The following is a 24,803-nucleotide window of genomic DNA, read 5'->3' as shown; positions in this document are numbered from 1 at the left end:
CCGATGACGTCGTCTGTCGCCCCGCTGGCCGACCTGGAGCCGTTCCACGTCGACGGCGGGTGGATCGCCCCCGGTGGGCGCGCGCTGATCGAGGTGCGTGACCCGTCCACCGGCGCGGTGATCAGCCGGGTCGCCCAGGCCACCGCCGAGGACGTGGACGCGGCGGTGGCCGCCGCCACCCGGGCGTACGCCGACCGGCGGTGGAGCGGTCTGGCTCCGCTGGAGCGCACCCGGGTGCTGCACCGGCTCGCCGACCTGATCGAGGCGCACCTCGAGGAGTTGGCGGTGCTGGAGACCCGGGACAACGGCAAGCCGATCGAACGTTCCCGGGCCGACACCGGCGCGGCGGCCCGGGCGTTCCGGCACTTCGCCGGGGCGACCAGCAGGCTGACCGGCACCGTCGTGCCGATCGACGGCGGCGGCCACCACGTCTACACGGTGCTGGAGCCGGTCGGTGTGGCGGCGCTGATCCTGCCGTGGAACTTTCCGATCATGACCGGCTGTTTCAAGATCGCCCCGGCGCTGGCCGCCGGCTGCCCGGTGGTGGTCAAGCCGGCCGAGCAGACCCCGCTGACCATGTTGCGGGTGGCCGCCCTGGCCGCCGAGGCCGGCGTGCCGCCGGGGGTGTTCAACGTGCTCACCGGCGACGGCGAGGTCGGCGCGGCGCTGGTCGCCCACCCGGGCGTGGCGAAGGTGTCGTTCACCGGCTCCACTGAGGTGGGCCGGTTGGTGATGGCCGGCGCGGCGGCGACGACGAAACGGCTCACCCTGGAGTTGGGTGGGAAGAGCCCGAACATTGTCTTCGCCGACGCCGACCTGGACGCCGCGGTGCTGACCGCGATGCGGGCGTCGTTCGGCCACTCCGGGCAGATGTGCACCGCCGGCAGCCGGCTGCTGGTGCAGCGGTCGATCCTGGACGAGATGACCGAGCGGCTGGCCGCAGCGACCCGCCGGGTGCCGCTGGGCAACGGACTGGACGGCGGGGTGACCGTCGGCCCGCTGGTCTCCGAGGAGCAGCGCCAGCAGGTGCTGTCGTACATCGAGACCGGCATCCGGGAAGGGGCCACGGTCGCGGTCGGCGGCGGGGTGCCGGACCGGCCCGGCTACTTCGTCGAGCCGACCCTGTTCACCGGGGTACGCAATGACATGGCCATCGCCCGGGAGGAGATCTTCGGGCCGGTGACCGGGGTGATCGCCTTCGACGATGAGGACGAGGCGGTCGCGATCGGCAACGACACGTCGTACGGGCTGGCCGCCGGGGTGTGGACCCGGGACCTGTCCCGGGCACACCGGATGGCGGCCGTGCTGCGGGTCGGCACGGTCTGGGTGAACACGTACAACATCTTCGACCCGGCGCTGTCCTTCGGCGGGGTCGGGGACTCCGGTCTGGGCCGGGATTTGGGCGACGAAGCCCTGCATTCGTACTGCGAGCGCAAGGGCGTCGTCGTCGCGCTCTGACCGGCGGTGCCCGGTCCGGCGAGGTGCCGTCGACCGGACCGGGCACCGCCTCGATCACCGATGGGATCCATCTTGAGAGACTCTGCATCCCAGACCGGGCCGGCGGGTGCGGTCGCGGAGCCCGCCGACCCGGCGCCCGTGCCGCTGGGCCCGGCGTCTGTGCCGGCGGGCGCGCTGACGCTGGACCCTGCGGCGCTGAGGGCCGCCACTCCCGGCGCGACCCTGGCCCACCACCTCAACGCCGCCGGCGCCGCACTGCCCAGCCTCGCCGTACTCGACACGGTCATCGACCACCTGCGGCTCGAGTCGCGGCTCGGCGGCTACGAGGCGGCCGAGGCCGCCGCCGAGCGGACCGCCGACGTCTACCACCTGGCTGGCCGGCTGCTCGGCGCGACAGGAGAGGACATCGCCCTGGTGGAGAGTGCCACCGTGGCGTGGCACCGGGCGATCGACGCGCTGCGGCTCGGCCCCGGCGACCGGATCCTCGCCTCCGCGTCCAGCTACGTCAGCTCGGCACTGCACCTGCTCGAGCTGCGCCGCGCCCGGGGCATCAGCGTCGAGGTGCTGCCCACCGACGACTCGGGCGGCGTCGACCTGCACCAGTTGGAGCAGGCGCTGCGGCAGCCGGCCGCGCTGGTCACTGTCGCCCACGTACCGACCTCGTCGGCGCTGATCGAACCGGTCGCGCAGATCGGCGCCCGGGTCGCCGCTGCCGGCGTACCGCTGCTGGTCGACGCCACCCAGTCGGTCGGCCAACTGCCCGTCGACGTCGGCGCGATGCACGCCGACATCCTGGTCGCCACCGGCCGCAAGTTCCTGCGTGGACCGCGCGGCACCGGGCTGCTCTATCTCGACCCGGCGCTGCGTGAACGCGCCCGTCCGTTGACCCCGGACGTACGCGGGGCCCGATGGACCGGCGACGAGGAGTACGACCTGCTGCCCGGTGCCCGACGGTACGAGACCTGGGAGGCGTCGCACGCGTTGCGGCTCGGCCTGGGCGCCGCGCTGACCGAGGCGCTTGCCCTCGGCGTCGACGCCATCTCGGCGTACGTCAGCCAGTTGGCCGCCCGGCTGCGGGCCGGGCTGGCCGAGCTGCCCGGAGTGACCGTGGTCGACCCGCCGGCGGCCGGCGGTGGCATCGTCACCTTCGTCCGCGACGGCGAGGAGCCGGCCACCACGGTACGCACGTTGCGCGCCGCCGGCCTGCACCTGGTCGCCGTGCCGGCCAGCCACGGCCAGTGGGACCTGGGTCGGCGCGGCCTGCCTGCGGTGGTCCGAGCCTCCGTGCACGTCTACAACGACGACACCGAGGTGGACGCGCTGCTCGCCCGACTGGCCCGCCCGGCGGCCACCGGCGTACCGACGCCACCGACGGCGACTGCCACGCCGGACGCTGTGCCGCCGGTGCCGCCAGCGCCGGGCCCGGCTCCCGCGCTGCTGACCGGTGCAGACCGCCGGGCCGACGTGATCGTCATCGGTGCCGGCGTCCACGGACGCAGCGCGGCCTGGGCACTCGTCGCACGCGGTGTCCGGGTGATCCAGCTTGACCGGCTGCCGGCCGGGCACACGGAAGGATCGTCACACGGACAGACCCGGATGATCCGTCGCGCCTATCCGTCGCCGGTCTGGGACGACCTGGTGGACCGCGCGTACACCGGTTGGCGCGAGCTGGAACAGGCCGCCGGTCGCCGGTTGGTCAGCACTGTCGGCGGCCTGTACGCCCGACCGGCCCGGACCAGCGGCACCCTGCGCGGGCCGGACTGTGTCCTGGTCGACGCCAACCAGGCCGCCGGCATCGCGCCGGGCCTGGTGCTCGGGGCCGACATGGTGGCCGTACACGATCCGGCGGCCGGCGTGATCGACGCCGCCGCCGCGATGGACGCGCTGACCGGGCTCGGTAGGGCCGCCGGGGTGCACCGTCGCGACGGCTGCCGGGTGACCGGTTGGCACCCGGACGGTGCCGGGGTCCGGGTACATACCGACTCCGGTGACCTGCTCGCCGACCGGCTGGTCATCTGTGCCGGACCGTGGACCGCCGACCTGGTGCCGGAGTTCGCCAGCCGGTTGACCACCGTGCGGATCGTCAACATCCACATCGGCTCGTCCACCCCGGCGCTGCTGGCCCCGCCGGCGCTCGGCCCGTTCTCGGTCGACGTCCCCGGCGTCGGTCTGCTCTACGGCATCCCGGCGCACGGTCCGGACGCCGTCAAGGTGGGATTCGACCATGGTCCGGTCGACGACCTGAGCCGGCCGCCCGGTCCGGTGACCGCCACCGAGCGGGCCGAGTTGCTCTCCGTCGCCCGTCGTTTCCTGCCGGCCGCCGACGGCCCGGTCACCGCAGAACTGGCCTGCCGCTACACCATGGCGCCGGGCAACCGGTTCGCGGTCGGGGCGTTGCCGGCGCATCCGCAGGCGCTGGTCGCGGCGGCCTGCTCCGGGCACGGGTTCAAGTTCGGCCCGGCGATCGGTGCCGCGTTGGCCGACCTGGCGACCGGGATGCCCCGGCCGGACCTGGAGTTTCTCGCTCCGGCGGCGATGGGGGTCGACGGGGTGCCGCCCGGGGACTGGGCCGGCGACCGGGTCAACCCCGGAACACCGTTGCCGAACGCCGCTCGTACCAGCGAGCCAACTGCTCACCGGCGCTGATCACATGGGCCTGCATCTCACGCCGCGCGCGTTCGCCGTCCTCCGCGGTGAGCGCGGCGACGATCCGCTCGTGCTCGTGGAAGTTGTCGTCGCGGTGGCGAGGGTTGTCCTGCAACACCAGCGCCGAGACGTTACGCGGGAATGCCTCGTTGATCTCCTTGATCACCCTGGCCAGCCAGTCGTTGCCGGCCACCTGGTGAATGAGGGTGTGGAACCGGTCGTTGGCGGCGTTGGTGGAGCCGGCCAGGGCGACCCGGGCGCGGGCGACCCCCGGGTCGTCCTCGACCCGTCGCTGCGGGATGCTGCCCCGGGCGGCCTGCTCGGTACGTCGCAGCAGCGAGTTGGCCTCCCGCAGCTCGTGCAGGACGTCGTCGGTGATCCGGCTGACCGCCCGTTCGCAGGCCAGCGCCTCCAGCTCCGCACGGACCTCGTAGGCTTCCCGGACCTCCCACGGCGCCGGCACCCGGACCACCGCGCCACGGTGCGGCACCACCTCGATCAGCCCACCGGTCTGCAGTTGGCGCAGCGCCTCCCGGACCGGGGTGCGGCTGACCCCGAGCAGCTTGGCCAGCTCGGCCTGGCGCAGTTGGGCACCGATCGGGATCTCGCCGGACATGATCTTGGCGCGGATCTTCGCGGCGGTGGCGTCGACGAGGGCACTGCTGGTGTTTTCCGTCGAGCTGACTGGCATGCCCGGTGCCCCTGTCTGATCGGTGTGCGGCGCAGCCGGCCGGGTGCCGGCCCGGCTGCGGTCTTCTCCACAGTGGTGCGATGTGGATGTCACGATAGCAAGCCGGCCGTCGACCCTGCGGGTCCCGTACATTTCGCTTTGGATCCCGGTTTTGGATCCAAAGATCCTGAGGTAGTATCCGAGACTACCTTGGCCAGGGAGTTCTTAGGAAGCACCGGCCCGCCGCAGCCACCACGACGCGACACAGACCGACCCCAGACGAGCCGGACCGCATCGGAACGACTCCCGCGACGGCGACAGGAGCAATCGTGAGCGCGTGCCACCCCAGCCCGGACGGGCGCAACCACCGCAGTCATCCGCTCGATCCGCCCAGCCCGGCCGAGATCGCCCGTGCCGTCGCCGTCGCGCGTGCCGACGGTCGCCTCGGCGAGCGGACCCGGTTCTGGGGGGCCACGCTGGACGAGGCACACGCCCGCGCCGTCGTGGCCGGCGCGGCGGCGGCCGGGGAGGTCCGACTCGGACTGGTGGCCATGGACCACGCCGCCGGCACTGCCTGGGAGATCGACGTCGCGCTGGCCGCCGGGAGCCGGGCCGACGGTGCGCCGTCGGACCACGCTGGAGACGAGGACGTTGCGGACCGCTGCCTGGACTGGCGTCCACTCGACCCGCGTCGGCCCGGCATCACCTCCGAGGAGGCTCGCGCGGCCGCCCAGGCCTGCCGGCAGAGCCCACTGTTCCGCGAGGTGCTCGCCAAGCGGGGCATCCACGACGTCTCCCTGGTGATGGTCGACGCCGAGTCGATGGGCGGCTTCGAGCCGAAGCGCTACGCCGACCGGCGGCTGACCTGGGGCACCGTCTGGCACCGTGTCGACGAGGGCGACAACGGCTACGTCCGCCCGGTGCAGGGCGTGGTGCCAATCATCGACATGGCGACCATGGAGGTCCTGGAGGTCGAGGACCACGGCGTGGTGCCGATTTCCGAAGAGGCCGGCCCGCTGGAGGCCGACGCCTGGCCGACCCGGCCGGGCCTGCGTCCGTTGGATGTCGTGCAGCCCGACGGTCCGAGTTTCGACGTCGACGGCTGGCGAGTCAGCTGGCAGGGCTGGCAGTTGCGGGTCGGCTTCACCCACCGCGAGGGCCTGGTCCTGTACGACCTGGAGTTCCAGGGGCGGCCGGTGGTCAAGCGGGCCGCCTGCAACGAGATGTACGTGCCGTACCTCGACCCCAACTCCACCCAGTACCGCAAGAACTTCTTCGACTGGGGCGAGTACGGGGCCGGGCCGCTGACCAACTCGCTCGCCCTCGGCTGCGACTGCCTCGGCGTCATCTACTACTTCGACACCGCCTATCTCGGTGGCGACGGGGACCCGGTGACCATCCCGAACGCGATCTGCATGCACGAGGAGGACCACAGCATCCTCTGGAAGCACAACGACCTGCGCCGCGGAGTCAGCCAGGTGCGTCGCTCGCGGCGGTTGGTCATCTCCAACTTTCAGACCGTGGCCAACTACGACTACGGCTTCTACTGGTCGCTCTATCAGGATGGCCGGATCGAGCTGGAGGTCAAGTTGACCGGGATGTTGTCGGCCTCCGGTATCGCCGACGGCGACGAGGTGCGCTACGGCCGGATCGTCGCGTCGAACGTGCAGACCCCGACCCACCAGCACTACTTCGGGCTACGCCTGGACATGGCGGTGGACGGATCGCGCAACCGGCTGGTCGAGGAGCATGCCGAGGGCGAGACCGACCCGACGCTCGACCCGTACGGCAACGCGGTACGCAACGTGCGTACCCCGTTGCTGCGTGAGTCCCAGGCCGCGCGCCGCACCGACCCGGCGTCGGCTCGCCGCTGGCGGGTGGAGAGCACCACCCGGACCAACCGGTACGGTGAGCCGACGGCCTACCGGCTGCTGCTGCCGAACACCACTCGACCGTTCGCCCGGCCGGACTCGGTGATGGCCCGTCGGGCACCGTTCATCCACCAGCACCTGTGGGCCACCCCGTACGATCCGCAGGAGCAGTTCCTCGGTGGTCGCTATCCCAACCATGCCGAGCCGGGCGACGACGGTGTGCAGGTCTGGCAGCGCCAGGACCGGTCGATCGACGGTGCGGAGCTGGTGCTGTGGCCGGTGCTCGGCACCCACCATTTCCCGCGCCCGGAGCAGTGGCCGGTGATGCCGGTGGACGCGATCCACATGATCCTCGAACCGGACGGCTTCTTCGACCGCAATCCGGCGATGGACGTGCCGGATCCGGCTGCCGCCCGCAGTGCGGGCAGTGCCTGCTGCTCCACTGGAAATGACGTGGTGCCGGCCGACTGACCCGGCCGGTGCGTCGGCCAGCGCGCCGGCCACGGGGACCCCTGTCCACTCTCGATATCCCGACACCAGACGTTCACAATCGCGATACGGACCCGAATTGGGTACCGCAGATGATGGTTTTGGATCCAATCCAAATGAAATTTAATCCATCTTCGTCCCATACCCCGCCGAGGAGCGCACTATGTCGGACGATCCCCGCAAACTCCCGCAGAATCTGATAAGCCGTCGCGCGATGCTGCGCGGCACCGGTCTGCTCGGTCTCGGCTTCGGCGCCAGCAACCTCCTCGCCGCCTGCGGCGTCGCCTCCGATGGCAGCGAAGACGGCGACGACGGCACGAGCAGCGGCGGCACTCTCACGCTCGGCATCGACGCCACCAGCGCCGTCAACGACCCCGCTTTCTACACGTCACTGGGCGACTGGATGGCGGTCGACTGCATCTGCCGTGGACTGACCTTCATCTCTTTCGAGACCAACGAGCCGCAGGCTGACCTCGCCGAGAGCTGGGAGATCTCCGACGACGGGCTGACCTACACCTTCACTCTGCGTCAAGGTGTGACCTTCCACGACGGCACCACCTTCACCTCGGCGGACGTGCTGGCCAGCCTCGGTCGGCAGTTCAACGAGGACGACCCGACGCTGCCTGAGGGGTCTTCCCGGCCGCTGCGCAGCCTCGGCGCCAACGTCGCCTCGCTGGACGCTCCGGACGAGTACACCGTGGTGATGGTGCTCAACAGCCCTGACGCCACCGTGCTCAACCGGCTCTCCGACATCGGCGGCCGGATCATCTCCTCCGCTGCACTCGCCGAGTACGGCGCCGACATCGGCAAGAACCTGGTCGGCACCGGCCCGTTCCAGTTCTCCTCGGCCACCGCCGGGCAGCAGGTGGTGCTGACCGCATTCGAGGACTACCGCACCGGCCGGCCCAAGGTCGACCGGCTGGTGATGCAACAGGTCCAGGACCCCTCGACCATCGTCAGCTCGCTGCTCAGCGGCGACCTGTCCGCCACCCAGTTCACCCCGTACTCGGCGGTCGAGCAGCTCAAGGCCGACGACGCGGTGACCTTCCACGAGACGCCGTACAGCTTCGACGCGATGATGATGATCGACGCCCGGCGGATCCCGGAGCTGGAGGTGCGCCAGGCGATAAACCTGGCAGTCGACCGCGAGGCGATCATCGCCCAGGCGTTCTTCGGGATCGGCGCGCTGCCCGACGGCTACACGATCCCGCCGTCGCAGGACGGCTACGACCCGAGCCTGGCTGACCTGAGTCGGTTCGATCCGGACGAGGCCCGGCGGCTGATCGAGGCGGCCGGCGCCACCGGCCGGCAGGTGGCGTTGATGGCGGCCAGCGACTCCTGGCACCCGCGCGCGGCGCAGATCGTCGCGCAGAACCTCACCGACATCGGGCTGACGGTCGTCACTGACTCGGTCGACCCGGCGACCTACTTCAGCCGGCTGCTCGACCCGGAGGACGAGTTCCACGAGGTGATGATCTGGGAGCGCAACTCCTACATCCCGGACCCGGACAACATGATCGGGGCGATGGGCCTGCCGTCCGGGGTGTACGGCGACTTCACCTCCGGATTCAACACGCTGCCCGGATCCGAGGCGTTCGCTGACGACCTGGCCGCCGCGAAGAACCTGCCCAACGGTCCCGAGCGCACCGCCGCGTACAGCGACATCCAGCGCCGGTTCGCCGAGCAGTACATGGTGCTGTCGATGCTGTGCTACTCGGCGAACCCGGTGGTGACCGGGGCGAACGTCGAGGGCGCCAACGTCGCCGCGCTCGGCAACCACCGCTGCTTCATGGAGAACGCCAGTGTCTGATCCGATCCGCACGGCCCGGCCGGGGGACCGGTGACGGTCGCCGGGGCGCGGCCGGTCGGGCGATGGAGAGCCGCCTTCGCGCGGCGCTCCATCGCCCGGTCCTGGCTGGCCACCGTCTCCTGGCTGGTGGTCGTCGGTTTCGTGCTGATGGCGACAATCGGGCCGCTGATGATCGGCGCCGACCCGGAGCGACAGAGCAACGTCACCCTCGCCGGGTTCGGTACCGCCGGGCACCCGCTCGGCACCGACGATCTCGGCCGTGACTTCCTGGCCCGGCTGGTGTACGGCGCCCAACCACTGCTGCTGGTCGCGTTCCTCGCCACCGTCCTGGCCGCGCTCATCGGCACCACCGTCGGCATGCTCGCCGGCTACCTCGGCGGCTGGGGTGAGCAGATCCTGATGCGGGTCACCGACGTCGGGCTGGCCTTCCCGTCGATGCTATTGATCATCCTGGTCGTGGCGGCCAGCGGACCCGGCGTACGCAGTCTGGTGGTCGGGGTCGGGGTCGCGCTGTCACCCGGCCTGGCCCGGCTGGCCCGGGCGTTGACCGCCCGGGAGGCCGCCCGCGACTACGTGCTCGCCGCCCGGCTCGGCGGCACCCGGTCGCCCCGGATCATGATCCAGGAGATCCTGCCGAACATCGCCGGCCCGCTGCTCGCCCAGATCGTGATGACCCTGTCGGTGGCCGCCGGATTTGCCGCCGGCCTGTCCTACCTGGGCCTGGGCATCCAGCCGCCCACCCCGGACTGGGGCTACATGGTGCAGGCCGGCCAGGAGTTCATCTACTCGGCACCCCGGATGGCGGTGCTGCCCGCAGCGTTGACGCTGGTCTTCGTGGTCGCCAGCAACTTCGTCGGCGACGACCTGCGTGACGCGCTGGACCCGAGGAGCCGCCGATGATGCGGCTGCTGCGCGGCAGATCGCTGCCGATGCTCACGATGCGCCGGCTGGCCAGCGTGCCGGTGGTGCTGTTCGTCCTGGCCTCCCTGGTGTTCCTGGCCATCCGCCAGCTACCCGGCTCGCCGTCGTCCACCCTCGCGGCCAGCGGTACCCAAGGGCTCAGCGCCGAGCAGATCTCGGCCAACGAGGCCCGGATCAACGAAGCGCTCGGTCTGGACCGGCCGATCTGGGAGCAGTACCTGCGCTACCTCGGCGACCTGCTCGGCCTCGATCTCGGGCGCTCCTTCTACGGCGGCAACAGCGTGCTGGACCTGCTCGGCGGGGCACTACCGGCGACGATCGAGCTGACCGTCGCGGCGATGCTGATCGCCGTCCTGATCGGGGTCGTCACCGGGGTGATCGCCGCGCTGCGCAAGGACACCTGGGTCGACACGACCACCCGGTCCATCGCCACGGTCAGCTTCTCGCTGCCCTGGTTCGCCCTCGGCGTACTGAGCATCGTGATCTTCGGGGTGTGGCTGCGCTGGATGCCGGTGATCGGTCGGCTGCCCAGCCAGCTCGACTACCAGCCCACCACCAACTTCGTGCTGCTCGACGCGATCCTGCAGGACCGGCCGGAGCTGGTCGGGCCGTGGCTGCAGTACCTGATCCTGCCGGCCACCACCCTCGCGCTGGCGATGGCCGGCTTCATCACCCGGATCGTGCGGGCCTCGGTGCTGGAGGTACTCAGCGACGACTTCGTGCGGACCGCCCGGATGAAAGGGCTGCGGGAGCGGACCATCCTGCGCCGCCACGTGCTGCGCAACGCCGGCCTGCCCATCGTGACCGTGCTCGGTCTGCAATTCGGCTCGCTGCTCGGCGGTTCGGTGATCACCGAGACCGTCTTCTCCTATCCCGGCGTCGGCAACCTGCTGGTCAGCTCGGTGCTGCAACGCGACTACCCGGTGGTCCAGGGCGCCGCGCTGGCGATCGCACTGCTGTTCGTGCTGGTCAACGCAGCGGTCGACCTGTTCTACCTGGTCCTGGACCCGCGCCTACGGAAAGGATGAGTCCATCATGGATATCGTGCTGGTGCACGGCGCCGGCGGCACCCCGAGCACCTGGGCCCGCGTGGCACCGTTGCTGCGCGCCGCCGGGCACCGGGTCCACCTGGTCACCAATCCGATGAACTCGCTCGTCGAGGACGTCGCCAACACCACCGCCGTGCTGGCTGACTGCGCCGGGCCGGTGCTGCTGGTCGGGCACTCCTACGGCGGCGTCGTGATCACCAACGTCGGGCGCGACATCCGGGTCGTCGGGCTCGTCTACGTCTGCGCGTTCGCCCCCGACGAGGACGAGTCGGTGCAGGACATCATCGGCCGCTACCCGCCGGCCGAGGTCAGCCGGCACATGCGGCGTGGCCCCAACGGCGAATGGGCCTCGGAACACAGCCCCGAGTACTGGGCGGAGATCGGCTGGGACGTGCCGGAAGCCGAACGGGACAACTTCGACGCCGACTCGCGCCCCAGCGCCGACGCCATCTTCGCGCAGCCCACCGGGGTGCCCGCCTGGCGCGACAAGCCGTCCTGGTATCTGGTCGCGGCCGAGGACAGGACACTGCGGCCGGACACCCAACGGGACATGGCCGCCCGTGCCGGTGCCACCATCTCCGAGGTCGGCGGCAGTCACTTCACCCCCCGGGTCCGGCCCCGCGACGTCGCCGACCTGGTCGAGCAGGCCGTCGCCAGCGTCACCGGAGCGCCCCGGTGACCTCCGCCCCGACCGGCCCGGCCCCCGCCGGCCCGCCGGCGCCGGTGCTGTCCGTACGCGGGCTGCGGGTCGAGTTCGACGTGCCCGCCGGTCGGCTGCCCGCCGTCGCCGGCGTCGACCTCGACCTGCACCCCGGTGAGATCCTCGCCCTGGTCGGCGAGTCCGGCTCCGGCAAGTCCGCCCTGGCGATGAGCCTGGTCGGACTCAACCGGGCACCCGGCACGCACATCAGCGGCCGGGTGGACTTCGCCGGCCGGAACCTGGCCACCGCCAGCGAGGCCGACCTGCGCCGGGTCCGGGGCAGGGACATCTCGGTGGTGTTCCAGGACGCCCTCGCCGCACTCAACCCGTTGCAACGGGCCGGGGCGCAGGTCGCCGAGATGATCCGTACCCATCAACGGATCAGCCGGGCGCGGGCCTGGCAGCGGGCCGAGGAGCTACTCGCCGACGTCGGGATCGCCAACCCGGCGCGCAACGCCCGCGCCTACCCGCACCAGCTCTCCGGCGGCATGCGGCAACGCGTCATGATCGCGATCGGGCTGGCGAACGACCCGACCGTGCTGATCGCCGACGAGCCCACCACCGCCCTGGACGTCACCATCCAGGCCCAGGTGCTGGCCACCCTCAACCGGCTGCAGGCCGAACACGGCACCTCCATCGTCCTGATCACCCACGACCTCGGCGTGGTCGCCGAGGTCGCCGACCGGGTCGCCGTCATGTACGGCGGCCGCATCGTCGAGCAGGGCACCCGCGACCAGGTGCTGTACTCACCGCAGCACCCGTACACGATGGGGCTGCTCGACTCGGTGCCCCGGGTCGACGGGCCGGTCGCCGACCGGCTGCCGGCGATCCCCGGCAGTCCGCTCACCGGCGTCGACCGACCACCCGGCTGCGGCTTCGCCCCACGCTGCGCGTTCGCCCACGGCGACTGCGACAGCGCGCCGCCCGAGTTGACTCACCGGCACGGCGAACCCGGCCACGTTGACGCCTGCCTGCTCGACGCGTCGGCCCGGCACGCCGCCCGCACTCCGGCAGCGGTCGGAGGTCGACCGTGACCAGCGTGCCACTGATCGAGCTGACCGGACTGCGGGTGGAGTACCCGGGGCGCGGCGGTGATCCGGTCCGCGCCGTGCGCGACGTCGACCTGGAGGTCCGCGAGGGCGAGACCCTCGGGCTGGTCGGCGAGTCCGGCTGCGGCAAGTCCACCCTCGGTCGGGCCATCCTGCGGATCACCGAACCCACCGCCGGCAGCATCCGACTGCTCGGCCGGGAGATCACCGGACTGCGCGGCACCGTCTTCCGACAGATCCGCGCCGACCTGCAGATGGTCTTCCAGGACCCGTTCAGCTCACTCAACCCGCGGCGGCGGATCGCCGACAGCGTCGCCGAGCCGCTGCTGCGCGGTCGGGGGGTCAGCCGGGCCGACGCCGGCCGGGCCGTCGACGAACTGCTCGACCTCGTCGGGCTCGGCCGCGACGCCGGCCGACGCCGGCCGCACGAGTTCTCCGGCGGCCAGCGGCAACGCATCGGCATCGCCCGGGCGCTCGCCCCGTCACCCCGGTTCATCGTCGCCGACGAGCCGGTCTCCGCCCTCGACGTCTCCATCCAGGCCCAGGTGGTGAACCTGCTCGCCGACCTGACCCGGGAGCGCGGCCTGACCATGTTGTTCATCTCGCACGACCTGGGCGTGGTGCGGCACATCGCCGACCGGATCGCCGTCATGTACCTCGGCCAGATCATCGAGGTCGCCGACCGGGACACCTTCTTCGACGTGCCGGCACACCCCTACAGCGAGGCACTGCTCTCCGCCGTACCCACCCTGGACCGGGAGTCCGACCGGGAACGGATCGTGCTCGCCGGCGAGTTGCCCGACCCCGCCCACCCACCGGCCGGATGCCTGTTCCACACCCGGTGCCGGTACGCCGTCGAACGCTGCCGCACCGAGGCGCCGGCACTGCGATCGATCCAACCGGGCCGCACGGTCCGCTGCCATCTTCCCCTGGTGCCGCAGGACATCCCGGCACCGTCGACCGTCACCACCGGAGGCACAGCACAGTGATCATCGACGCGTACAACACCACCCAGGACGTGCGGGGCCGATCCGACTACCTCACCGGCGCCCGGCCGGGGCAGGCGCCGCCGCCGTACACGCCGTTCGACCCGCGGCGGATCCTGGACCGGATGGACGCCGCCGGGGTCGACATGGCTATGGTCTGCTCCCTGGCCCAGCGGATCGAGAACGACTTCATCATCGGCCTGGCCAAGGCCCACCCGGACCGGCTGTTCGGCTTCGGGCAGGTCCGCCCGGCCGACGACGACGCGCTCGACGAGATCGCCCGGATCGCCGACGCCGGCCTCAAAGGGCTCAAACTGCACCCCAGCCTGCACGGCTACCACGTCGCCGACCACGGACTGCTCGACCCGGTCTTCGCCGCCTGCGCCGAACACGGCCTGATGGTGCTGATCAACGCCCTCGACGACGCGTTCTGCGCGCCGCTGGCGATCGAGGAGATCGCCAAGGGCCACCCGCAGGTGCCGACGATCATCGCCCACATGGGAGCGGTCTGGAACGTTCCCGAGGCGATCATCGTCGCCGAACGGAACCCGCACATCTACCTGGAGACCTCAGCCACCCTGATCAGTGACGTCAAGCGGGCGTACGCCCGGCTCGGTCCGGGGCAGATCCTGCTGGGCAGCGAGTGGCCCGGCTCCGACTTCGACCTGGAACGGATGAAGATTGCCAAGGCGATCCCGGAGGCCGCGGACCGGGCGCTCGTCGAGGGCGGCAACATGGCCAGGCTGCTCGGGATCGCCGCATGACCGCCGAGGATGTCGCGCCGGTGCCGGCACCGGACGGGATGACCCCGGGCGAGGTCGAGCTGCTCGACGTCGCCCAGCGGCTGCTGGCGAAGGTCTGGGTCACCGGCCGGCACGAGGTCGCCACCGCGCTGCGCACCCCGGACGGCACCATCCACACCGGCGTGCACCTGGAAGGGTCCTGCCGGCGCAGCTCGATCTGTGCCGAAGGTGTCGCCCTCGGCGTGGCCCGCGCCGCGTTGCCCGCCGGGACGCCGCTCACCGTCGACAGCGTTGTCTCGGTGCAGATCAAGCCGGCCGGCCGGTTCCGGGTCATCGCCCCGTGCGGGGTGTGCCGCGAGCTGATCAGCGACTACAGCCCGCAGGCCCGGGTCTGGATCACCACCGTCGACGGCGCCGTCACCGCGACGGAGGCCATCGACCTGCTACCGGAGAAGACCCGCCGGGCCTGGTGACCCGGCCCCGTACACGTACCGCGCCGTGCCCGACTCCGTCCACGTACCGAGAGAGGAACACCGTGTCTGAACCGTCCCGCACCGACCTTGACCGGGCGGCGCTCGCCGCCGAGCTCGGCGGCCCCGGCACCCCGGTCGCCTGGGCCGACCTGACCTGGCCGGAGGCCGGGCAGACGGCAACCGCTGTCGACTCGGTGATCATCCCGGTCGGTGCCACCGAACAGCACGGCCCGCACCTGCCGCTCGCTGTCGACACGCTGATCTGCGACGCGGTCGCCCGCGACGTCTCCGCGCTCACCGGCGTGCCGGTGGTGCCCCCCATCGGGTTCGGCGTCTCCGCCTCACACGGCGACTTTGCCGGCACCATCGCGCTGCGCCCGGAGACCCTGATCGCCGTCGTCGAGGACGTCATCGACTCGCTGCACGCCAGCGGCGTACGGCAATTCATCCTCCTCAACGGGCATATCTGGAACAACGGCTCGCTCGACGTCTCCGCCGAGAAGCTACGGGTCCGCCACCGCGACTCACGGGTACGGGCGTTGGCCTACGTGACCATGTACCCCGGACCGGAGGTCGATGGCCACGTCTACCACGGGCGCGGGCTGATGCACGCCAACTACTTCGAGACCTCGGTGATGCTGCACCTGTATCCGGACCTGGTCCGGATGGACAAGGCCACCTCGCACCGCGACGTCGACTCGTTCTGGGACTACCGAATGGACCAGGTCAGCGACACCGGCGTGTGGGGTCGCGACGTCGCCGACGCCACCGCCGAGCACGGCCGGGCCGAGTACGACCGCTGTGTGGCCACCACCTCCCGGGCCGTCGCCGCCGCCGTGCGCGAACCCTGGCCTGACCCCACTCACCGGCCCTGACCGTCCCGCCACGCCCCGCCCGGAGGACCCGCGTGAAGATCTACGACATCACCCTGCCGATCCATCCGAAGATGCTGCACTGGGGCCGCAAACCTGAGGTGGAGATCGTCGAGTCGCTGGCCAACGGCGACGCCTCCAACGTCACCCGGTGGCGGCTCGGCGCACACACTGGCACCCATGTCGACGCACCGGCGCACTTTGTCGACGGTGCCACCCCGATCGATGAGGTCGCCCTGGAGACCTTGGTCGGCCCGGCCGTGGTCGCCGACCTGACCGCCGTCGACGGGGACGTGACCGTCGCTGACCTGGTCGCTGCCGGCGTCGCCGGTGCCACCCGGGTGCTGCTGAAGACCAGCAACTCGGCCGGCCCGCTGCGTGAGACCGAACGCGCCGAATCCTGGGTCGGACTCTCCCCGGAGGCCGCCCGCTGGCTGATCGACCAGCGGGTCGCGCTGATCGGCATCGACTACCTGACCATCGAGAGCCACCGGCGCACCGACACCTGGGACGCCCACCACGCCCTGCTCGGCTCCGGCGTGATCATCCTGGAGAACGCCGACCTGGACGCCGTGCCGCCGGGAGAGTACGAACTGGTCTGCCTGCCGACGAAACTGGTCGGCGCAGACGGGGCGTTCGCCCGTACCATCCTGGTCCAGCGCGACTGACCCGGCGAGACTGATCCGCATGTCGATCGAGATCGCGCTCGCCGCACCACATCCGGCCGCGTTGGACGCCGCCGCCGACGTGGTAGCGGCCGGCGGTGGCGTCGTTGACGCCGCCCTCGCCGCCGCCGCCGCGCTCACCGTCGCCTACCCGCACCAGTGCTCGGCCGGCGGTGATCTGATCGCTCTGGTCCGCACCCCCGACGACGAGGTACGCGCGGTGTTGTCGGTCGGCGCCGCCGCCGGCGGCGTGGACGTCGCGGCGCTGCGCGCAGCCGCCGACCGGATGCCGCCCGGCGGACCGCTGACCGTCACCGTGCCCGGTGTCGTCGCCGGCTGGGCCGCGCTCGCCGGACTCGGCGGCCGGCTGCCGCTGGCCCGGGTGCTGGCACCCGCCGTCGAGTTGGCCGCCGGCGGCGTACCGGTCAGCCCCGGCCTGGCTGCGGCGATCCTGCGCCGGCTCGACGTGGTACGCGCCGATCCCGGCCTGGCCGCGTTGCTGCTCGACGGCGACGGCGACGGTACGCCGCTGCCGCCCGGAGCGGTGCTGCGCCAGCCGGCGCTGGCCCGCACCCTCGGCACCATCGGCGCCGACTGGCGCGACTACTACCAGGGCGAACTCGCCGAGGCGCTGGCCGCCGGACTGGCCGCGCTGGGCAGCCCGCTGACCACCGCCGACCTCGCCGGGCACGCCGCCGAGCTGACCGATCCACTGCGGTACGCCGCCGCCGGCTCCCAGGTGACCTGGTCCGTCGCGCCGCCACCCAGCCAGGGCGCCACCCTGCTGGCCATGCTCGCCGCCAACGCCAACGCCAACGCCAACGCCAACGCCGCGTTGGCCACCGCCCGGACCGCCGAACAGCGCCGCGACACCCTCCTCGGTGACCCCCGGGTCGGCCCGGTCGACCTCGACGGGCTGCTGCTTCGCACCGACCCACCGACCGGGCCGGCGCCGCCGGCCGGCCCGAAACCGGCCGGCGACACCGTCGCGGTCACCGCCGTCGGCAACGACGGCACCGCCGTCACCCTGATCCAGAGCGTCTTCCAGACCTTCGGTGCCGGCATCTGCGAACCCGGCACCGGCCTGGTGCTGCACAACCGGGGATCGGTGTTCAGCCTCGACCCGACCCACCCCGGCCGGCTGCGCCCCGGTGCCCGCCCACCGCACACCCTCTGCCCGGCGATAGCCACCGGCCCGGACCGGGTCGTCGCGCTCGGCTGCCAGGGCGGCCGGGCCCAGCCGTGGATCCTGGCCCAGGTCGCCGCCGACGCGCTGACCACCGCCGACCCGGCCAACCTGCTGGCCCGCCCCCGCTGGGTGATCGGCGCCCGCGACGTCGGCCAGGACCGGCCCAGCCTGCTACTCGAACCCGACACCCCGGCCACCGACGCGCTGCGGGCCGCCGCCACCGACCTCGGCCTGCGGGTGGTGCAGCTGCCGCGGCGTCACGACGACGCCGGGCACGTCCAACTGTCCCGGCTCACCCCGGCCGGCCTCGACGCGGCCAGCGACCCCCGCGCCGACGGCGCCGCCCGGGTGCTGCGGGGCCGTTGATGGACTCCGCCGAAGCGGCCACGCTGCTCGCCGACCCGTACCGGCTCGGGCCGGTCACGCTGCGGTCCCGGATCGTCAAGGCACCCACCTCGACCGGTGCGGCCGACACGGGCGGGTACGCCCGGCCGTGGCACCGGGACCACTATGCGCGGGTCGGCCGGGGGAGCGCGTTGACCATCGTCGAGTTCACCGCGATCGATGACGGCGCCGCCCTCGGCTTCCCCGGCCATCTCAGCATCGCCAGCGACGACCACGCCGCCGCGTTGGCCCCGGTCGCCGAGCGGATCCGGGCCGACGGTCGCGTCGCCGGGCTGCAGATCGCCCACGCCGGACGACAACGCACCCTGCCGGGGGAGGCGCTCGCCGCGTCGGCGGTGCCCTGGCCCGCCATCGAACGCCGACTCGGGCTGCGGCCCCGCGCCATCACCGTCGACGAGATCGCCGCGGTCGTCGACGGCTTCGGCCGGGCGGCAGGCCGCGCGGCCCAGGCCGGCTTCCAGGTGGTAGAGATCCAGGCGTCCAACGGCTACCTGCTCGCCGGGTTCCTCTCCCCACACACCAACCGGCGCGACGACGACTACGGCGGCGATCCGGCCCGGCGACGTCGTGTCCTGCTGGAGGTCGTCGCCCGCTGCCGGGCCGCGCTGCCGGCCGAGGTGGCGCTCACCGTACGGCTGTCCGACCGCGACCACGAACCTGGTGGGCAGGATCTGGCCGAGACCACCGGGCTGGTCTCGGCCCTGGCCGCCACCGGCCAGGTCGACGCGGTACACGTGTCGTCCGGCAACCACGCCACGCGGGTACGCCAGGTGCCGCCGGCCGCCGTGCCACCCGGGGCCGCCTGGCGATCGGCCCGGACCCTGCGGGCCGCCGGGCTGCCCACCATCGCCTGCGGCGGGATCACCGAACCGGCACAGGCGGCCGGGCTGCTGCGCGACGGCACCGCCGACCTGGTCGCGCTCGGCCGGGCCTTCCTCGCCGACCCGGACTGGGCGGAGAAGGCGCTCGCCGGTGCCGCCAAGCGGATCCGCCCCTGCGTACGCGGCAACGACGGCTGCCACGCCCGCGCCGCCCTGATCGGCCGGCCGGTCGCCTGCACCGTCAACCCATCGCTGAGCCTGCCGCCGGCCTCAGCGTCGTCCGGCCCGGTGCGACCGGCCAACCGGTCGCCTCACCTGGTGCCGTCGGACGCCCCAGTGCTCGTCGCCGGGGCCGGTCCGGCCGGTCTGGAAGCCGCACACCGGCTCACCGAGCACGGACACCGGGTCCGGCTGTACACCGGTGGCCGGCCCGGCGGTGCCCTGCGGGACGCGGTGGACAGCGGGGTGCACGACAGCTTCGCCCCGTACCTGCGCTGGTTGACCGACCGGCTCGCGGCCAGCGCCGTCGAGGTGGTCGACGCCCCGCTGCACCCGGCGGACCTCGGTGGAGAGTGGGCCGGGCTGCTGGTCGCCACCGGCGGCGTGGCGCGGTCGCTGTCCGGCGCGGTGCCCGCCCTCGACGTGCTGCGCGGGCTGGTGCCGCTGCCCGCCGACGGTCCGGTGCTGGTGATCGGCGCCGGCCGGACCGGCACCAGCACTGCCGCCGCGCTGGCCCGGCGCGGTGCCGACGTCACGCTACTCGGCGACACCACCCAGGTGCTCGACGACGAACCCCCCGACGACCCACCGACCTGGACCGACCTGCTCGCCTCGGTCGGGGCGCGGACCGTGCTCGGCCACCGGGCCAGGGTCACCAACGACCAGGAGGTGCAGGTGGACGGAACGGTACTGCGGGCCGGGCTGATCGTCGCGGCGGTCGGTCGCGAACCTCACCACGACCTGTACGAGGCCGCCGCCGAGGTGGCCGCCGGTCGGCCGGTGCTGCGCTGCGGCGACGCGCTGCGCCCGGGACGGCTGCACGACGCGGTGCACGCCGGGGCGCGGGCGGCCCGGACCATGCACGAGGCCCTCGCCTTCCGGCAGGTGACCCGGTGACCGGCGGTGATCTGCTCGTTGTCGGCGACGTACAGACGATGGACCCGGCCGGCCCGCGGGCCGAAGCGGTCGCCGTGCGCGCCGGGCGGATAGCCGCCGTCGGCGACCTGCGCGCCGCCCGCGCCGCCGTCCCCACCGGTACGCCGGAGCTCGCCCCGCCCGGCGCGGTGGTGCTGCCCGGCTTCGTCGACAGCCATGTCCATCTGATCTGGGCCGGCCGGGCCGCCGCCCGGGTCGGGCTGGACGACGCGGTCAGCGTCCGCGACATCTGCGACCGGCTCAGCGGGTACGCCCGCCGGCATCCCACCCGCCGGTGGATCGAGGCCGACGCCGGCTTCGACCCCGGTGACCTGGCCGAACGCCGGCTACCTAGCGCCGCCGAGCTGGAGGCCGCCGCTCCTGGCCGGCCGGTGCTGCTGGACCGTAAGGGCCACGACGGCATCGCCAATCTGACCGCGCTGCGGCTGGCCGGGATCTCCGCCGGCACCCCGGACCCGCCCGGCGGGCGGATCGACCGGTACGCCGACGGCACCCCGACCGGGCTGCTCGTCGAACATCCGGCGGTCGCCCTGGTCCGTGCGGTGGTCCCGGAGCCGGACCAGCAGACGAGGATCGACTGGATCACCGCCGGGCAGGCGGCGCTGCTCGCCCATGGCATCACCACCGCCGTCGACCCGGCGGTGCCGGCCGCCGAACTGGCCGCGTACGCGGCGGCCGGCCGGGCCGGTGCGCTGCGGCTGCGTACCGTGGCGATGCCGTTGGGCGGCGACGACGTCGACGACGCGCAGCTTCGCCGTACCCTCGATGGTTGTGATCTTGACCGGGCCGCGCCGGGTCTGCTGCGCGCCGGGCCGACGAAGCTGTTCCTCGACGGCGGCGGCTCGCTCGGCACCGCGCTGCTGTCGTCACCCTGGCCGGGCACCGACGGCTACCACGGCAACCAGAGCCTGCGTACCGACACGGTGCGGGCGCACTGCGCGGCAGCGGCGGCGCACGGGCGGGGCGTCGGCGTGCATGCCGTCGGCGACGCCGCGATCGACCTCACCCTGTCGGTCTTCGCCGAGGTCGCGGCCGGCAAGCCGATCGCCGGACTGGGCTTCCACCTGATCCACGCCTACCTCGGCCCTGGGCCGGCGGCGATGGCCACCGCCCGGCGGCTCGGCGTGCCGGTGTCGGCGCATCCGGCGCTGCAGTGGGCGTTCGGGCTCAACCTGATTGACCGACTCGGCGAGCCGGCCGCGGCCGCCGCGAACCCGCTTCGGTCCTGGTTGGACGCCGGGGTGACGGTCGGTGGCGGCTCGGACGGGCCGGGGCCGCCGATGTCGGTGCTGCACGGCATCTGGCAGGCCCGTACCCGTCGGGTCCGGGGCCGCGACGAGCCGCTCGGGCCGGACCAGGCGATCACCGCGCCTGAGGCGCTGGCGCTGTTCACCACCGGCGCTGCCGAGGTGGCCGGCAACCGGCGGGCCGGCTGGGGCGCCGGGGTGCTGCGGGTCGGCGAGCCGGCGGACCTGACCCTGCTCGACGTCGACCCACTCACCCCGGACCCTGACGCGCTGCTCGCCGGCACGGTCCTGGCCACCGTGGTCGCCGGCGAGGTCCGGTACGCCGAGGTATGAATCGACGGTCACGCCGCGCCATAGAGCCGCCGGACGAGATTACGCATCTGCTCAGTGCTGATCTCGCCGCCAGTCCACCGCTCCATGACAGTCTCGACGTGGGCGCTCGCCGTCAACCCTTCAGCCCTTACCGAGGCTGCTGCCTGCATAAACGACCGGGTACGCTCGGCAGTCATCTCGCCGGGTAGTTGCTCACGGGTTTCGCGAACCGACAACGTCTCAACCAGCACTTCCCGAGTGTGCCCGATTGTCTACACACTTACCGTCGGTAAGGCCGCGCTGGTGCCGCCGGAGATCGAGGAACTCGCCGGCCCGGAGATGGGTGGCATCGCGGTGGGTCGCCACATCGGACTGCCAGGTGCCATCGTGCGTAAGACGGCGAAGGAGTACGGCGCCGCTTGGCTGGCCGAAGGCGCGGCGGTCGCCGGCCGAGGGCATCCGGCTGCAGTCGCTGCTGACCCGCGCCGACCTCGACCGCCGCTGACCATGTCCCGGCGGCTGTCACGCCGCCGTGGTGCTGGCGGCGGCGACGGCCATGTCGACCACCGCCGCGACGCCGACCGCGATCTCGTAGCAGACGGCATCGCCCTGGCGATTGTGTGGCGTACCTTCCTGGACGCTACCGGAACGCATTCAGCGTCTGCGGCGGGAATTTCGGGGCTTCTGACGCTCTCCATCGGGAACATCGCCGCGCTGTCGTGGCCGCACCAGCCGGTCCAGCAGCGTCCGACGGTTGGCGTCGCCCGGTGGGCTGACCTGGTAGCCAAGTCGTTCGAGTTCCTCAACAGCGCATGTGGGATCGCGCCGGACCACGGCGGCTGCTTGTTTGCGACGGTACCGGTCCCGGCTCTGGTTGAGGGTAGTCTCCCAGTCATTCTTCGGTGCCACGAGATCTTCGACGATAAGACACTCAAGAAGGTCTTCCAGGGCGGGGCGGAATCGGCGTCCACCAACTGGGAGGTGGATTTTGTTCAGCCCGTTTATCCCCTTTTTTCGGGTCTCGGCAAGGTGGCGTTCGAATGCCTCGTGGCGTGCGTTGACCTGGATATGTGCTTCCGTGTAACGGGCCTTGTTTCGTTCGTAGTCGTAGTGTAACAACTCGATTTTCTCGTCGCCTACCAGCAGGCTGCATACCGAGGCCTGGACGGTCAGAAACGTAAACATTCACGTCTTGCTGGCGGGTTTGCTGTTGGGTAGCGTGACTCGCCGGGCCGAGCTGGGGGTGGTTGCCGTCTCGGACCGATCGTGATCTTGTGCCCGGGTGGTTGATCCGGAGGCGCTGTCGCGGGACGAGCTGATCGCGGTGGTCCGTGATCAGGCCGCTCAGTTGGCGGATCAGACGGCCGAGGTGGAACGGCTACGTGCGGAGTTGGAGCAGATCAAGCGGTTGATCTCGCGGAACAGCCGAAACTCCTCGATGCCGCCCTCGACCGATGATCTGCCTGGCCGGTCGGGTAGGAGCAAGCCCGCCGGCGGTGGGCGCTCGGGCGGGAAGAAGCCGGGGCGAGGTAAACAGCCCGGTGCGCCGGGATCGTATCTGCCCTGGTTGGACGAGGCCGACGTCCGGGTGGTTGACCAGCGTCCGTGCGGGCCGTGCGAGTGCGGGACGGACCTGGCGGGGGCTGTCGACGAGGGGGTGGTGTCGGCCAGTCAGGTCACCGACGTGCCGCTGGTCACCGCGTCGACGGTGGAGTACCGGCAGTACCGGGTCCGGTGCGGCTGCGGCCGGAAGCACGTCGCCGCCCCGCCGAAGCAGGCGGGGGTGGGTAACACCCGGGTGTACGGGGCGAACCTGCGCGCTCTCGCCGTGTACCTGCTGATCGTGCAGCACGTGCCGGTCGAGCGGTGCGTGCGGCTGATCGCCGATCTGGCCGGCACCCGCGTGTCGGCCGGGTTCGTCCACAAGGTCCTCGCCGCCGTCGCGGCGGCGGTGACCGACATCGTCACGATGATCAAGGCGTTGATCACCCTGGCCGAGGTGGTCCATTTCGACGAGACCACGATCCGGGCGGGTGCCGCGGGCCGCAACGGGTACGTATGGTCCGCGTCGACCGGCCGGTACACCCTGTACGCGCTGGCTGAGCGTCGCAGCGGCGAACAGTTCCGCACCATCGGGATCGGGCCGGCGTTCACCGGGGTCGCCGTGCACGACCGGTACACCGTCTACGACCAGGCCGGCAACTTCGCCGACGGGGTGCGGCACCAACTGTGCCGCGCACATCTGCTCCGCGATCTCGAAGACGCGGCCGAGACCTACCCCGACCACGTCTGGCCGGTCCAGTGCCAGCGGGCGCTACGCGGCCTGATCCACGCCGCGAACCTCGCCCGCGCCGCCGGACAGGCCGAGATCGACCCCGCCGTGCGTGACCCGCTGGTCCGCGAGTTCCGCGACGGCGTGATCGTCGGCCGTAAGGACGTCCCCCGCGTCGGCGGCCCCCGCGACAGGCAGCCGCCCGGCCGCAACCTACTCGAGGATCTCCACCACCGCCACGACGACGTCCTGCGGTTCTGCTACGACACCACCATTCCGCCGACGAACAACCTCGCCGAGCGTGACCTACGGCCGAACAAGACCCAGCAGAAGATCTCCGGCCGGCTCACCAGCGAGAAAGCCACCCGCGACCGGCTGACCATCCGCAGCTACCTATCCACTGCGGTCAAACACGGCGTCAACGCCATGACCGCACTCCGCGACGCCGTCACAGGGAACCCCTGGATGCCGCAGACCGCCCACATCCTCCAGGGCTGACCCCGCGCCCTCACAAGAGGTGAATGTTTACCGGTCAGAAACGTGCCCTCGTCCTCGTCGAGATTGAGTCGGCACATAACGTCGAGCCAGATGGGGGACGCTGCGGCCGACCTCATCCTGACCGGTTGGGCGGTGATGCCGGTTAGTTGGGTGCCGACGATCGCATGGTGTTGATCGGGTGCGATCCTGGCTGCGATCGTCGCTGAGTCGCAGACTGTGTTGTTGAGAAGTATCCGCAGGTTCTCGGCAAACTGTCGGGACTGCTCGATGAGCGCCTTATTTGTCGAATTCGCCAATGGAGATCCACAGCTTTTGTGCTTCCAGTGAATCGAACTGCCGTGCCCTCGCCATCTCGGCGAGTTGCTGGTATGTGATATGCAGTTTATCCAATGCCTCCTGGACTGCTTGCTTCCACTCGGAGGCATTGAGTTCGGTGACAGTTGGCCCGGGAAGGTTGGCGGCAGTCATTGTGACCTCCCAGAGTTGATCATCGTCTGGTTGG

General features: G+C 71.9%; 21 protein-coding genes. 18 read left to right on the top strand and 3 right to left on the bottom strand.

The features are described 5' to 3' along the window. The first annotated feature begins 3 nt into the window (after nucleotides 1-3). Nucleotides 4-1,458 carry an aldehyde dehydrogenase family protein gene (locus tag O7553_RS19445; RefSeq protein ID WP_281551130.1) on the top strand — a complete coding sequence of 485 codons (1,455 nt, stop codon included), beginning with the start codon at nucleotides 4-6 and terminating at the stop codon, nucleotides 1,456-1,458. Nucleotides 1,459-1,530: 72 nt separating this feature from the next. Beyond that, entirely contained in the window at nucleotides 1,531-4,104 is a 2,574-nt protein-coding gene (locus O7553_RS19440; RefSeq protein WP_281551129.1) for an aminotransferase class V-fold PLP-dependent enzyme, read from the top strand. On the opposite strand, the gene O7553_RS19435 is transcribed toward O7553_RS19440, so the two are convergent. Further along, nucleotides 4,040-4,795, bottom strand: coding sequence for a GntR family transcriptional regulator (locus O7553_RS19435; RefSeq protein ID WP_281551128.1), 756 nt, complete (start codon nucleotides 4,793-4,795; stop codon nucleotides 4,040-4,042). The two genes, O7553_RS19440 and O7553_RS19435, sit on opposite strands and share 65 nt — an antisense overlap. Before the next feature lie 308 nt (nucleotides 4,796-5,103). On the opposite strand from O7553_RS19435, the gene O7553_RS19430 reads away from it, so the two are divergent. From O7553_RS19430 to O7553_RS19365, 14 genes are all read left to right on the top strand, one after another. Next, a complete protein-coding gene (locus tag O7553_RS19430) occupies nucleotides 5,104-7,116 on the top strand; it encodes a primary-amine oxidase (RefSeq protein WP_281551127.1) in 2,013 nt (670 codons plus the stop codon). Between the two features lie 181 nt (nucleotides 7,117-7,297). Then, the gene (locus O7553_RS19425; RefSeq protein WP_281551126.1) at nucleotides 7,298-8,944 is read left to right on the top strand and encodes an ABC transporter substrate-binding protein; all 1,647 of its coding nucleotides are present in this window, start codon (nucleotides 7,298-7,300) and stop codon (nucleotides 8,942-8,944) included. Nucleotides 8,945-8,974: 30 nt separating this feature from the next. Then, the gene (locus O7553_RS19420) at nucleotides 8,975-9,844 is read left to right on the top strand and encodes an ABC transporter permease (RefSeq protein ID WP_281551125.1); all 870 of its coding nucleotides are present in this window, start codon (nucleotides 8,975-8,977) and stop codon (nucleotides 9,842-9,844) included. Beyond that, the gene (locus O7553_RS19415) at nucleotides 9,841-10,893 is read left to right on the top strand and encodes an ABC transporter permease (protein WP_281551124.1); all 1,053 of its coding nucleotides are present in this window, start codon (nucleotides 9,841-9,843) and stop codon (nucleotides 10,891-10,893) included. Before O7553_RS19420 ends, O7553_RS19415 begins: the two co-directional genes overlap by 4 nt. 7 nt (nucleotides 10,894-10,900) lie before the next feature. Then, nucleotides 10,901-11,593: an alpha/beta hydrolase gene (locus O7553_RS19410; RefSeq protein ID WP_281551123.1), complete on the top strand. Its 693-nt coding sequence runs from the start codon at nucleotides 10,901-10,903 to the stop codon at nucleotides 11,591-11,593. Beyond that, nucleotides 11,590-12,648 carry an ABC transporter ATP-binding protein gene (locus O7553_RS19405; RefSeq protein ID WP_281551122.1) on the top strand — a complete coding sequence of 353 codons (1,059 nt, stop codon included), beginning with the start codon at nucleotides 11,590-11,592 and terminating at the stop codon, nucleotides 12,646-12,648. Before O7553_RS19410 ends, O7553_RS19405 begins: the two co-directional genes overlap by 4 nt. Beyond that, nucleotides 12,645-13,652, top strand: coding sequence for an ABC transporter ATP-binding protein (locus O7553_RS19400; RefSeq protein WP_281551121.1), 1,008 nt, complete (start codon nucleotides 12,645-12,647; stop codon nucleotides 13,650-13,652). The genes O7553_RS19405 and O7553_RS19400 overlap by 4 nt, the downstream gene beginning before the upstream one ends. Then, a complete protein-coding gene (locus O7553_RS19395) occupies nucleotides 13,649-14,413 on the top strand; it encodes an amidohydrolase family protein (RefSeq protein ID WP_281551120.1) in 765 nt (254 codons plus the stop codon). Before O7553_RS19400 ends, O7553_RS19395 begins: the two co-directional genes overlap by 4 nt. Beyond that, entirely contained in the window at nucleotides 14,410-14,865 is a 456-nt protein-coding gene (locus tag O7553_RS19390) for a hypothetical protein (protein ID WP_281551119.1), read from the top strand. Before O7553_RS19395 ends, O7553_RS19390 begins: the two co-directional genes overlap by 4 nt. 62 nt (nucleotides 14,866-14,927) lie before the next feature. Further along, nucleotides 14,928-15,740, top strand: a complete 813-nt coding sequence (locus O7553_RS19385) for a creatininase family protein (protein ID WP_281551118.1) — start codon at nucleotides 14,928-14,930, stop codon at nucleotides 15,738-15,740. A gap of 32 nt (nucleotides 15,741-15,772) precedes the next feature. Then, nucleotides 15,773-16,405 carry a cyclase family protein gene (locus tag O7553_RS19380; RefSeq protein WP_281551117.1) on the top strand — a complete coding sequence of 211 codons (633 nt, stop codon included), beginning with the start codon at nucleotides 15,773-15,775 and terminating at the stop codon, nucleotides 16,403-16,405. 19 nt (nucleotides 16,406-16,424) lie between these two features. Next, complete coding sequence (locus tag O7553_RS19375) at nucleotides 16,425-17,957, top strand: gamma-glutamyltransferase (RefSeq protein ID WP_281551116.1); 1,533 nt, start codon at nucleotides 16,425-16,427, stop codon at nucleotides 17,955-17,957. Continuing rightward, nucleotides 17,957-19,933: an FAD-dependent oxidoreductase gene (locus tag O7553_RS19370; protein WP_281551115.1), complete on the top strand. Its 1,977-nt coding sequence runs from the start codon at nucleotides 17,957-17,959 to the stop codon at nucleotides 19,931-19,933. Before O7553_RS19375 ends, O7553_RS19370 begins: the two co-directional genes overlap by 1 nt. Next, on the top strand, nucleotides 19,930-21,552 hold the full coding sequence (locus tag O7553_RS19365) for an amidohydrolase family protein (protein WP_281551114.1): 1,623 nt from the start codon (nucleotides 19,930-19,932) through the stop codon (nucleotides 21,550-21,552). Before O7553_RS19370 ends, O7553_RS19365 begins: the two co-directional genes overlap by 4 nt. 8 nt (nucleotides 21,553-21,560) lie before the next feature. Here O7553_RS19365 and O7553_RS19360 read toward each other — a convergent pair whose 3' ends face one another. Beyond that, nucleotides 21,561-21,782, bottom strand: a complete 222-nt coding sequence (locus O7553_RS19360; RefSeq protein WP_281551113.1) for an antitoxin VbhA family protein — start codon at nucleotides 21,780-21,782, stop codon at nucleotides 21,561-21,563. Nucleotides 21,783-21,789: 7 nt separating this feature from the next. Between O7553_RS19360 and O7553_RS19355 the strand changes: the two genes are divergently transcribed. Together O7553_RS19355 and O7553_RS19350 are read left to right on the top strand one after the other, a co-directional pair. Further along, a complete protein-coding gene (locus O7553_RS19355; RefSeq protein ID WP_281551112.1) occupies nucleotides 21,790-22,647 on the top strand; it encodes a hypothetical protein in 858 nt (285 codons plus the stop codon). Nucleotides 22,648-22,813: 166 nt separating this feature from the next. Then, nucleotides 22,814-24,301: an IS66 family transposase gene (locus O7553_RS19350; protein WP_281551111.1), complete on the top strand. Its 1,488-nt coding sequence runs from the start codon at nucleotides 22,814-22,816 to the stop codon at nucleotides 24,299-24,301. A 276-nt stretch (nucleotides 24,302-24,577) separates the two neighbouring features. Here O7553_RS19350 and O7553_RS19345 read toward each other — a convergent pair whose 3' ends face one another. Beyond that, nucleotides 24,578-24,769: a hypothetical protein gene (locus O7553_RS19345; RefSeq protein ID WP_278170824.1), complete on the bottom strand. Its 192-nt coding sequence runs from the start codon at nucleotides 24,767-24,769 to the stop codon at nucleotides 24,578-24,580. Between the last annotated feature and the right edge of the window lie 34 nt (nucleotides 24,770-24,803).

The organism is Solwaraspora sp. WMMA2059, assembly GCF_027497315.1.
Classification (GTDB): domain Bacteria; phylum Actinomycetota; class Actinomycetes; order Mycobacteriales; family Micromonosporaceae; genus Micromonospora_E.
This window is presented reverse-complemented; position numbering and strand designations above follow the sequence as displayed.